The sequence below is a fragment of the Peribacillus asahii genome (assembly GCF_003570725.1).
Lineage (GTDB): Bacteria > Bacillota > Bacilli > Bacillales > DSM-1321 > Peribacillus > Peribacillus asahii.
In genome coordinates this window covers 1-11,464 of the sequence record NZ_QWVS01000075.1, presented here as the reverse complement: position 1 = coordinate 11,464, position 11,464 = coordinate 1, and the positions used below count along the sequence as shown (strand labels likewise).

The 11,464-nt window shown below is 38.1% G+C and carries 11 protein-coding genes, 1 tRNA gene, 1 rRNA gene, 1 other RNA gene and 1 other annotated feature; of the genes, 12 read left to right on the top strand and 2 right to left on the bottom strand.

Going from position 1 to position 11,464, the window contains the following annotated elements; genetic code table 11:
* Nucleotides 1-49: 49 nt before the first annotated feature.
* Nucleotides 50-165: ribosomal RNA gene (rrf, locus tag D1953_RS20830) — 5S ribosomal RNA — on the top strand.
* 10 nt (nt 166-175) lie between these two features.
* Here rrf and D1953_RS20825 read toward each other — a convergent pair.
* Nucleotides 176-1,153, bottom strand: a complete 978-nt coding sequence (locus D1953_RS20825; RefSeq protein WP_245980298.1) for a YaaC family protein — start codon at nt 1,151-1,153, stop codon at nt 176-178.
* A gap of 122 nt (nt 1,154-1,275) precedes the next feature.
* On the opposite strand from D1953_RS20825, the gene guaB reads away from it, so the two are divergent.
* The 4 genes from guaB to D1953_RS20800 all read left to right on the top strand — a co-directional run bounded on the left by guaB (nt 1,276) and on the right by D1953_RS20800 (nt 6,159).
* A complete protein-coding gene (gene guaB, locus D1953_RS20820; RefSeq protein WP_119119054.1) occupies nt 1,276-2,742 on the top strand; it encodes an IMP dehydrogenase in 1,467 nt (488 codons plus the stop codon).
* Nucleotides 2,743-2,953: 211 nt separating this feature from the next.
* A complete protein-coding gene (locus D1953_RS20810; protein WP_119119058.1) occupies nt 2,954-4,261 on the top strand; it encodes a D-alanyl-D-alanine carboxypeptidase family protein in 1,308 nt (435 codons plus the stop codon).
* Between the two features lie 69 nt (nt 4,262-4,330).
* Nucleotides 4,331-4,551, top strand: a binding site (T-box leader).
* Nucleotides 4,552-4,605: 54 nt separating this feature from the next.
* Entirely contained in the window at nt 4,606-5,886 is a 1,281-nt protein-coding gene (gene serS, locus D1953_RS20805; protein WP_119119052.1) for a serine--tRNA ligase, read from the top strand.
* Between the two features lie 180 nt (nt 5,887-6,066).
* Nucleotides 6,067-6,159, top strand: a tRNA-Ser gene (locus tag D1953_RS20800).
* A gap of 76 nt (nt 6,160-6,235) precedes the next feature.
* Here the strand turns inward: D1953_RS20800 and D1953_RS20795 are convergent.
* A complete protein-coding gene (locus D1953_RS20795) occupies nt 6,236-6,778 on the bottom strand; it encodes a cysteine hydrolase family protein (RefSeq protein WP_119119051.1) in 543 nt (180 codons plus the stop codon).
* A gap of 132 nt (nt 6,779-6,910) precedes the next feature.
* On the opposite strand from D1953_RS20795, the gene tadA reads away from it, so the two are divergent.
* The 7 genes from tadA (at nt 6,911) to D1953_RS20760 (ending at nt 11,204) form a co-directional block, all read left to right on the top strand.
* On the top strand, nt 6,911-7,423 hold the full coding sequence (tadA, locus tag D1953_RS20790; RefSeq protein WP_182480703.1) for a tRNA adenosine(34) deaminase TadA: 513 nt from the start codon (nt 6,911-6,913) through the stop codon (nt 7,421-7,423).
* Between the two features lie 82 nt (nt 7,424-7,505).
* Nucleotides 7,506-7,770, top strand: an RNA gene (gene ffs / locus D1953_RS20785) — signal recognition particle sRNA large type.
* Nucleotides 7,771-7,889: 119 nt separating this feature from the next.
* Nucleotides 7,890-9,578, top strand: a complete 1,689-nt coding sequence (gene dnaX, locus D1953_RS20780; RefSeq protein ID WP_119119050.1) for a DNA polymerase III subunit gamma/tau — start codon at nt 7,890-7,892, stop codon at nt 9,576-9,578.
* Nucleotides 9,579-9,600: 22 nt separating this feature from the next.
* Nucleotides 9,601-9,918, top strand: a complete 318-nt coding sequence (locus D1953_RS20775; RefSeq protein WP_119119056.1) for a YbaB/EbfC family nucleoid-associated protein — start codon at nt 9,601-9,603, stop codon at nt 9,916-9,918.
* Nucleotides 9,919-9,979: 61 nt separating this feature from the next.
* Nucleotides 9,980-10,576, top strand: coding sequence for a recombination mediator RecR (gene recR / locus D1953_RS20770; RefSeq protein ID WP_119119049.1), 597 nt, complete (start codon nt 9,980-9,982; stop codon nt 10,574-10,576).
* Between the two features lie 19 nt (nt 10,577-10,595).
* Nucleotides 10,596-10,814 (top strand): YaaL family protein, encoded by a 219-nt coding sequence (locus tag D1953_RS20765; protein ID WP_119119048.1) that lies wholly within the window; start codon nt 10,596-10,598, stop codon nt 10,812-10,814.
* Nucleotides 10,815-10,940: 126 nt separating this feature from the next.
* Nucleotides 10,941-11,204, top strand: a complete 264-nt coding sequence (locus tag D1953_RS20760; protein WP_119119047.1) for a pro-sigmaK processing inhibitor BofA family protein — start codon at nt 10,941-10,943, stop codon at nt 11,202-11,204.
* Nucleotides 11,205-11,464 lie beyond the last annotated feature (260 nt).

Sequence of the window (11,464 nt, the reverse complement as noted above, 5' to 3'; positions counted from 1 at the left end):
AATGCTTTCCTATTATCTAGTTTTGAAGGAACAATCCTTCTACATAATGTCTGGTAACGATAGCGAAGAGGTCACACCCGTTCCCATTCCGAACACGGAAGTTAAGCTCTTCAGCGCCGATGGTAGTTGGGGGTTTCCCCCTGTGAGAGTAGGACGTCGCCAGGCAAGCATAAGATCAGCTGAGAAGCTGATCTTTTTTATTGAATTCATTTAACCATTTAGATACTAAAAAGGTAGTTTTGCTAGGGGTTATTTTAAGAAATCGAATAATGGTTGGATAATCATCGTTTGGCATCGTTTTAAACAGTTCGGACCACCACTCTGTTTCATAGCGGGCAATCATACTTAGATTGTATAAAACTAAATAATGAAGAATTAATTCAGGCAATACATAGCATGGCGACTGTTTGTTGAGGGAAAGCATAAAGTTATTGGAATAGGTATCATAGCGAATCGGTGAGCTCCCATTATAATACAGTGCATCTTTGGGAGTAATTATGAGATCCTTTTTATTTTCCTCTAATGATAAAGTTAATTTGATTTTAGAACTAAGGAATTCTACAAAGCGGCTACTCGTCATTTGATAATGATCGAGTATAGATGATGGTAGTAGAAAGCCTTGATGTGTAAGGGTTAGTGTTTCAAATTGTTTGGAAGAATGAACAGGTGAATTTATTTGCATTTCTGGAATTTCCTTTAGTAGTGTTTCCATTGTGAATTTTTCCCCTTCTAGCTGTTTGATATTAAAAATTTTTTCAGCTAAACAAGTAATTAATCCATTTTTTTGTACTTTTACTTCATCCTTCAAAAACTCATATTGCTGCTTTTTTCTTTTTCTTGTTGTGACCCCATGGGCAAGCAAAGAAGTCGATTCAGGGTAATTAGGGTCTACGGTAAGTAAACATGCTTTTAAAAGCTGTACAAACCCGTAGAACGTTAAAGTAGGCTGTATAGAGAGTGGAGCAATACTTGCTTGTTCATAGTATGTTTTTGCGTGTTCTAGATAATATATAAACGGGTAGCAATTTTCATAGCTCTTTTGCTCTGCATCTGGAATATGTAGTTGAGTATAATGTTTTCTTAAAAATAATTGAGAAGAAGATGCTGAAAAAAAAGGCAAAAGGGAATCAAAATAACCAGTGTTTATAAACAAAGATAACAGCTCCTTTGAATTTTTTAAATTAATAGAAAAGTCAAACTTTTTCATTCGTTCTTGACAGTATTATGCCCAGTTGATAACCTACAAATAATATTTTTTAGCAGGAGGGGAAAGAAATGTGGGAAAATAAGTTTGCAAAAGAAGGTTTAACTTTTGATGATGTGTTACTGATACCAGGAAAGTCGGAGGTATTACCAAACGATGTAAGTTTGAAAGTAGAATTGGCGGAAAATTTGAAACTTAATATTCCGATTATTAGTGCAGGAATGGATACAGTAACAGAAGCGGAAATGGCGATCGCAATGGCTCGTCAAGGCGGCTTAGGAATTATTCATAAAAATATGTCAATTGAAGCTCAAGCTGATCAAGTAGATAAAGTTAAACGTTCTGAGAGTGGTGTTATCTCTGACCCATTTTTCTTAACGCCGGAACATCAAGTATTTGATGCTGAGCATTTAATGGGTAAATATCGAATTTCTGGAGTACCAATTGTTAATAATGAAACGGATCAAAAGCTTGTTGGTATTATTACAAATCGTGATTTACGCTTTATTGATGATTTCTCTTTAAAAATTTCTGATGTGATGACAGTTGAAAATTTAGTAACAGCACCAGTTGGCACAAATTTAGAGCAAGCTGAAAAAATTCTTCAAAAATATAAAATCGAGAAACTCCCTCTTGTTGATGATAACGGTGTTTTAAAGGGATTAATTACAATTAAAGATATCGAAAAAGTTATTGAATTCCCGAACTCAGCTAAAGATAAACAAGGAAGATTACTTGTTGGAGCTGCAGTTGGAGTAACGAAAGATACACTGAAGCGTGTAGAAATGCTAGTGAAAGCACATGTTGATGTTATCGTATTAGATACAGCACATGGCCATTCTGCAGGTGTTCTTGGAAAAGTTAAAGAAATTCGAGATGCTTATCCTGAATTAACAATTATCGCAGGGAACGTTGCAACAGCAGAAGCAACACGAGCATTAATTGAAGCAGGTGCTGATATTGTAAAAGTTGGAATTGGTCCTGGATCAATTTGTACAACACGTGTTGTTGCGGGTGTAGGTGTACCACAAATTACAGCTATATATGATTGTGCAACAGAAGCTCGCAAGCATGGTAAAACAATTATTGCTGATGGCGGTATTAAATACTCTGGTGATGTTGTAAAAGCTTTAGCTGCAGGCGGAGATGCAGTAATGCTTGGAAGCTTACTGGCTGGTGTTACGGAAAGTCCAGGGGAAACAGAAATTTTCCAAGGCCGACGTTTTAAAGTATATCGTGGTATGGGTTCTGTTGCAGCGATGGAAAAAGGGTCTAAAGACCGTTACTTCCAAGAAGATAATAAGAAATTCGTTCCAGAAGGAATTGAAGGACGTCTTCCTTATAAAGGACCTCTTGCAGATACAATTTATCAATTAATCGGTGGTGTTCGTTCAGGTATGGGATACTGCGGAACACCTACTTTAACAGATTTAAAAGAAAGAGCACAATTCGTTAGAATGACAGGTGCGGGCTTAAGAGAAAGTCATCCGCATGATGTTCAAATTACAAAAGAAGCACCGAACTATTCTTTACAATAAGGTAAAACCTCCTTTGATGGAGGTCTTACTACCTGCTAAAGATGGAATAAAAATTACCAAAAAAATAGGTATCGTCTTTCATGACTCTACCTATTTTTTTTGTTTTTTCTATGATAAACTAAAAAAAGTGCGTAAGGCAGACCAGAAATAGCTGCCTATTATTAAAAAGCTTACAAGGTGGAGGTATTGAAAATTGAAAAGAATCAGCAAGATGACCCTGATGTTCATGACCGTTTTTGTTCTCGCATTTTCACAATTTGCTTATCAACCGGGGAAAGCTCAAGCTGAATCTGATAATTTAGGCTTAAAAGCAGAAGCAGCGATTATCATTGATGGTGAAACTGGGCAAATTATATATGAAAAAAATGCCGAAAAAGTTTTAGGGATTGCTTCAATGTCTAAAATGATGACAGAATATATCGTGTTAGAAGCGATTCATAATAAAAAAATTTCTTGGGATACAAAAGTTCTAATAGATGAGTATGTACATAAATTATCAAAGGCGCCAAATTTGTCGAATGTAGGCTTAACACAAGGTGAAGAATATACGGTCAAAGAATTATATAGTGCGATGGCTGTATACTCTGGTAACGCTGCAACAGTAGCTCTGGCTGAAAAAATTGCTGGTAGCGAGAAGAAATTTGTTCAACTACTGAATAAAAAAGCGAAAGAACTAGGTTTGAAAAACTATAAATTTGTTAATGCTACTGGACTTAATAATTCTGATTTACTAGGAAATTATCCGTCTGGCGATGCAAATGAAGAAAATGTAATGACAGCGCATGATGTAGCTTTACTAGCTTATCGGTTAATTAATGATTATCCAGAAGCGTTAGATTACTCAAGTATCTCTAAATTGAAATTTCGTGATGGTAGAGAATATCCAAACTTTAACTGGATGCTGCCGGGTTTAATCTTTGAATATGATGGTGTTGATGGTTTAAAAACAGGTTCAACGGATTTTGCTGGGTACGCTCATACCGGAACAGCTGTTCGTGGTGGGCAACGTTATATTACAGTGGTTATGAAATCAACATCCAAAGATGAACGTTTTAGAGATAGTATTAAATTAATGGACTACGCTTTTGACCAGTTTAGTAAAAAAGAAATTCTTCCTGCACACTATCAGGTCAAGGGGCATAAGTCACTTGATGTTGTGAAAGGAAAAGAAGACGTAGTTAATATTGAAACAAAAGAAGCACTAGATTTAGTTGTAGAAGATGATTACAAAGAGCATGTTAAAACGAAACTTGTTATTGATGAAAGCAAGTTAAATGAAAACGGTCAATTAACAGCACCAATTAAAAAAGGTGAGAAGCTTGGTTATATTACTGTTCAAGTAGGAGAAGAGCCTTATGGTTCAATCACGAACCTAGAAGCCAAATCAATCAAGGTAGATGTTGTAGCTGCTGAATCAGTGGAAAAGGCGAATTGGTTTGTTCTTTCTATGCGTGCAGTAGGTGGATTCTTTGCTGATATTTGGTCAAGCACTGCTTCTACTGTTAAAGGATGGTTTTAATAGAATTCGCGTATAAAACGGTTGCAACTTGCAAATAATTGTAGTACATTATGGAAAAACAATTTGATTTATAAAGCTATGACAGGAAATAGTAACAAGAAAGGCTTGCTGTAGAGAGCCGATGGTTGGTGAAAATCGGTGTAAGCATCTTGTGAATCCATCCTTGAGTAAAGAACGGAACACCTTTTAGGGTTAGTAAGTGCTTTCGGTTCAAGCCGTTATCTTGATAAGTGGAAGACAAATGTTGTCTTCAACTAGGGTGGCAACGCGGGTTAACTCTCGTCCCTTTTATAGGGACGGGAGTTTTTTGCGTACAGAAGCTGTATAAATAGGAGGAAAGAAAGATGTTAGATTTAAAATTTTTACGCAATAATTTTAAAGAAGTAAAACGTATCCTGCAATATCGTGGAGAGGACTTAACGGATTTAGGAGCATTTGAAGAATTAGATGTGAAACGTCGTGAGTTAATTGCTGAGGTAGAGCAGCTAAAAAGTAAAAGAAATGAAGTATCTCAACAAGTAGCAGTATTAAAACGTGAGAAAAAAGATGCTGATACATTAATTGTTGAAATGCGTGAAGTGGGAGATCGAATTAAAGGGTTAGATGAAGAACTTCGTGAAGTGGAAGCGAAGTTAGATATGCTTCTCTTATCTATTCCAAACATTCCACATGAAAGTGTTCCAATTGGAGAAACAGAAGATGATAATGTAGAAGCTCGTAAGTGGGGAGAAATTCCGCAATTTACATTTGAACCAAAGCCGCACTGGGATATAGCAACAGATTTAGGGATTGTCGACTTTGAACGTGCTGCAAAAGTAACAGGAAGCCGTTTTGTTTTTTATAAAGGGCTAGGCGCACGATTAGAGCGTGCATTAGCAAGTTTTATGTTGGATTTACATGTAGAAGAACATGGTTATGAAGAGTTAATGACACCGTTTATGGTAAACCGCGCAAGTATGACAGGTACTGGACAGTTGCCGAAGTTCGAGGAAGATGCATTTCGTATTGAAAGTGAAGATTATTTCTTAATTCCAACAGCTGAAGTGCCTGTAACAAACTTTCACCGTGATGAGATTTTAAATGGAGAGGATTTACCGCTTAGCTATGTAGCTTATACAGCATGCTTCCGTTCTGAGGCAGGATCTGCAGGCCGAGACACACGTGGTCTGATTCGCCAGCATCAATTTAATAAAGTTGAGCTTGTGAAAATTGTAAAGCCAGAAGACTCTTATCAAGAACTTGAAAACCTAACAGGTCATGCTGAGAAGGTATTACAACTGCTTGGTCTACCATATCGTGTATTGAGCATGTGTACAGCAGACTTAGGATTTACAGCAGCGAAGAAATATGACCTTGAAGTATGGCTGCCGAACTATGGCGGTTATCGAGAAATCTCTTCTTGTAGTAATTTTGAAGCTTTCCAAGGGAGACGTGCGAATATTCGTTTCCGTCGTGATGCGAAAGGAAAACCGGAGTCTGTTCATACATTAAATGGATCTGGTTTAGCTATCGGTAGAACGGTAGCAGCTATTTTGGAAAATTATCAACAAGAAGATGGAAGTGTTATTATTCCGGAAGTATTACGACCATATATGCGTGGTGTAGAAGTCATTAAGCCTAGCTAATTTGAAAGAAAAGGGACTTATCTGTCAAAGGTAATGTCCCTCTTTTTAAATGATGTATTAATGAATGTTGCTACTGAAGTGAATTTCCTTTTCCTGTGTTGATAATCTTTTCTATGCTAAAAAAGCGGTCAAGATGTTGACATTCTTTTTCAATCATTGTACTATATTAAATGTCAACACGGAGGTATACCCAAGTCTGGCTGAAGGGATCGGTCTTGAAAACCGACAGGGGGGTCAAACCCCGCGGGGGTTCGAATCCCTCTACCTCCTCCATTTATTTTTTAAATCACACTTGCATGCATAAATATGGAATCGTATGAAAATCCGTTACATTACGTAACGGATTCTTTTATTGGAGAAAAGATGAAATAAGAGAGCTCTTAGCTGTACTTGCTTTTAATACTTGATTCATCATCGTTAAAGCATATTGATTGTCCTGTATATCGGCAGAGGCAATTGCATCCTCTGGTGCCCAGATCTTATATTCACGCATATAAGCGTCGTTGGCAGTGAAAAGGACGCAGATATTCCCTGCAATTCCAGTTAAAATTAAAGTATCAACTTTTAATTGATGTAGTAAAGTTTGAAGAGCTGTCCCGTAAAAAGCAGAATGTTTTGGTTTAATTAAAAAGTAATCATCATTTGTGGGCTTAATTTGTTCAATGATGTCTACATTCTGTTCATGTTGACAAGTGGCAATAATTTTTTCGAAGTCAGCTTGCCATAAATTATAGTGGTCATTGATGTAGATGATAGGAGCCCCTTGTTTTTTTATGGCTTCTTTAATATGTAAAATTGGTTTAACAATAGATTTAGTATGCTTAAGCAGTAAATCGCCGTGAGCAAATTTAAAATCATTAATCATATCAATAATAAGCAGGGCACATTTCATAGCTATTCTCCTTTTAAAGTTTGCATCAGCTATAGGTAATACGATACGATGTCCTATATATGAGGATAATGTGTGTTTACTCTTTATAGTTAGCCCGATAGCGTCTCTTTACTCCTATAAAAGGGGGGATAGATGGTGAAAGATGATGCGTATTATATGAATATAGCTTTGGAAGAAGCAAAAAAAGCATGTGCTCTTCAAGAAGTGCCAATTGGTGCGATTGTTGTTTGGAAGGATGAAATAATCGCTAGAGCCTATAATTTACGTGAGACAGATCAAAATGCAGTGGCTCATGCAGAATTATTAGCAATACGTGAGGCGTGTGAAGTTCTTGGAACATGGAGGCTAGAAGAAGCCACTCTATATGTAACGCTTGAACCGTGCCCGATGTGTTCGGGGGCAATTATTAATTCTCGTATTAAGCGGGTGGTCTTTGGTGCGCATGATCCAAAGGCAGGATGTGCAGGGACGTTTATGAATTTACTTCAAGATGAACGTTTTAATCATCAAAGCGAAGTAACGAGCGGTGTACTGCAAGAAGAATGCGGCGGTATACTGACGGCTTTTTTTAAAGAACTTCGTGAACGAAAAAAGGCGGCTAAGAAAGCGAAAAACTCACGTTGCATAGAAGATATTAACAGCTAATAAATATTGCTTTTTTAAAATATAATCGGTATAATGAATCATGTACCTAGATGAGGTACACTAATTATCGGTATCATATTTGCCGTGCTAGGTGGGGAGGTAGCGGTGCCCTGAACTCGCAATCCGCTCTAGCGAGACGGAATCCCTTCTCGAGGTTAGCGTACTGTAGGGTCTGCCTTAAGTAAGTGGCGTTGACGTCCGGGTCCTGCGCAATGGGTCTCCATGAACCATGTCAGGTCCGGAAGGAAGCAGCATTAAGTGGAAGTTCCCATGTGCCGCAGGGTTGCCTGGGCCGAGCTAACTGCTTAAGTAACGCTTATGGTTGTTAATCGACAGAAGGTGCACGGCAGTTATTACATAATAAATCAACTCATCCAATTAAGGGTGAGTTTTTTTATGCCATTGTAACCATTGAAATGAGTACGCTATAATTAATAGAGATGGAGAAAATAAAGGAGGGATTACCGTGGGATATCAAGCATTATATCGGGTGTGGCGACCACAACAATTTATTGATGTAGTCGGTCAGGAACATGTAACGAAAACGTTGCAAAACGCTCTCATCGGGCAAAAAGTTTCCCACGCCTATTTATTTTCAGGACCGCGTGGTACAGGGAAAACAAGTGCAGCCAAAATCCTTGCTAAGGCTGTAAACTGTGAGCATGCGCCGACAAGTGAACCTTGTAATGAATGTGCGACCTGCCGAGGAATTACTGACGGCTCCATATCGGATGTAATTGAAATTGATGCGGCTTCTAATAATGGGGTAGAGGAAATTCGAGATATTCGCGATAAAGTAAAATATACCCCGAATGCGGTTACGTACAAAGTGTATATTATCGATGAAGTACATATGCTATCACAAGGAGCTTTCAATGCTTTATTAAAAACATTGGAAGAGCCGCCTAGGCATGTCATCTTTATTTTAGCTACAACTGAGCCGCATAAAATTCCCCTAACGATAATTTCCCGTTGTCAACGTTTTGATTTTAAACGTATTCAACCCCAAGATATCGTTGGTCGGATGTCGCAAATTGTGGGTGAAACAGGTGTGGCATGTAATGAGCAGGCTTTACATATTATTGCGAGAGCGGCTGAAGGCGGAATGCGTGATGCGCTAAGCTTGCTTGATCAAGCTATTTCGTTTAGTACAGATGAAGTAACAGTAGAAGATGCTCTTACAGTGACGGGATCGGTATCACAAGCTTTTTTAAGTCGACTAGCACGAGCTGTTTATGAGAGAGATGTGGCTGTTTCCCTTCAAGTGTTAGATGAACTATTAGCAATGGGAAAAGATCCGGCTCGTTTTATAGAAGATATTATTTTTTACTTCCGAGATATGTTATTATATCAATCAGCTCCAAGTTTAGCTGATACGTTTGAACGAGTGTTGATTGATCCGCAGTTTAAAGAACTTGCGGGGATGATTTCTACAGACATCATTTATCAAATGATCGAAAGCTTTAATACAACACAGCAGGATATGAAGTGGACGAATCATCCACGTATCTTACTAGAAGTCGCGCTTGTGAAGTTGTGCAATGAACAATCATCATCTCAAGTTGATAACGGACAAGTACAACAACTTCTTGCTAAAATAGAGGGCCTTGAGAAGCAAATTGAAGATCTTAAACAAAATGGATTAGCGATTTCTAATGTTGAACAAGCAGCAACGAAGCCAAAGGCACAGCGGACTACAAAGAGAGCATACAAGGCACCAGCAGGAAAAATTCATCAAATTTTAAAACATGCAACAAAACCTGATTTACAAGCAGTGAAAAGTAAATGGGGCGAGGTTTTTGAACAACTGGGTCAACAAAACTTAAAGTCATTAGCGGCTTTATTGACAGAAGCAGAACCTGTTGCTGCCTCAGAAGGTGCATTTGTGGTAAAATTTAAATATGATATTCATTGCCAAATGGCCATGGAAAATAGCCGTTTAATCGGAATGATGGCATCCATTATGGAACAACTTACCGGTCGTCGTATGGAAATGGCGGGTGTACCGGAGAGTCAATGGCAGCAATTGCGAGAAGAGTTTCTTTCTACGCAGCAACTCGATGGTCCAACCGAAACGGAATCAAAAGAAGAAGATCCTTTTATAGCAGAAGCCCGTAAATTAGTCGGGGATGATTTGTTGGAAATTAAAGAATAATTAGGAGGTACGAAGAATGGGTATGCGTGGCGGCATGGGGAACATGCAAAACATGATGAAACAAATGCAAAAAATGCAAAAGAAAATGACAGAAGCACAAGAAAAACTAGGGGAAGAAAGAATTGAAGGAACAGCTGGCGGCGGAATGGTTACCGTGATTGTGACAGGTCATAAAGAAATCGTCGATGTTGCGATTAAACCTGAAGTAGTCGATCCGGATGATATCGAAATGTTACAAGATTTGGTGCTAGCAGCAACAAACGATGCTCTAAAAAAAGCAGAAGAATTAACAAACAAAACGATGGGACAATTTACAAAAGGCATGAACCTGCCATTTTAAATAGTAAGAGAAGAAACTTCCGTAATGGAGGTTTCTTTTCTGTCATGGAAGGAAGGATACGATGCATTATCCAGAACCGATTTCAAAGCTTATTGACAGCTTTATGAAGTTACCGGGTATTGGACCGAAAACAGCGGCGAGGCTTGCTTTTTTTGTGTTAGGGATGAAGGAAGATACGGTGTTAGACTTTGCGAAAGCGCTGATTAACGCGAAGAGAAACCTTTCCTATTGTTCGGTGTGCGGTCATATTACAGACCAGGATCCGTGTATGATTTGTGAAGATCAGCGCCGGGATCGAGATGTGATTTGTGTAGTGCAGGACCCGAAAGATGTTATTGCGATGGAAAAGATGCGTGAGTTTAACGGACTGTATCATGTGCTGCATGGCAGCATTTCGCCGATGGATGGAATTGGACCGGAGGATATTAATATCCCTGATTTATTGAAGCGCCTGCAGGATGAGACCGTGCAGGAAGTCATCCTGGCAACCAATCCAAATATTGAGGGAGAAGCCACAGCGATGTATATTTCTAGACTGTTGAAGCCATCAGGTATTAAAGTGACAAGAATTGCCCATGGATTACCGGTCGGCGGTGATTTAGAATATGCAGATGAAGTAACATTATCAAAAGCAATTGAAGGACGAAGAGAAATTTAAAGCGTGTGGGGGAAGAAAGATGTTCTTTCGGCGAAAAAAAAGACTGAGACATGAATATGATGCAGCATTAATACAGCAGCTGGAGTATTTTAAACAAAATTGGATGAATCAAAAAACTTTGCTGGAAAGAAGTGTCGACCCATCTGAAGAGGCGAAAGCAACATTAAAAATTGCAGAATTAAAGTACTTTTATATGTTTAGGGAAGCGAAGCAAAGACAAGCGAAAGTAAAGAGATGATGTTTGTGGAGGACTATTAGGAGAGATCTGATAGTCTTTTTTTATTTTATATTCAATACTTCCGCAGTTCTTAATAAATGAATGATGACATATGAATAGGGTACAAGCTCAAAAGGAGGCGAAAGCTTGGAACCTGTCGTATTTGTTGCAATCATTGCAGGCTTAATCCTACTGTTGCTCATTGTTGGAGCACCATTAAAACCAATCCGATATGTGGGACAAATGGTTATTAAACTTGTGATTGGAGCGGTTTTTCTTTTCTTTCTAAATACATTAGGTAATCAAGTAGGTATACATGTACCAATTAATTTTGTTACTTCAGCAATAGCAGGAGTGTTGGGGATTCCTGGTGTTGCTGCATTAGCTGCCATTGATTATTGGGTAATATGAGAATCTAAGAAACTATCTTAGATTCTTTTTATTATGTATTTTTTATTAAATAATATTGTTGACTTTTAACTAGATAGTTGATATTATATTAAAAGTCGCCGATGCGACATTAACTTCTTTCTTAGAAATAAAAAAGTGTTGACTTTGATTGTTGTACATGGTATATTATAAAAGTCGCTTGTGAGAGAAGTGATAAATCGTTCTTTGAAAACTGAACAAAACAAAGCGCCAACGTTAATTTTTAAAGTGAGCACACACTA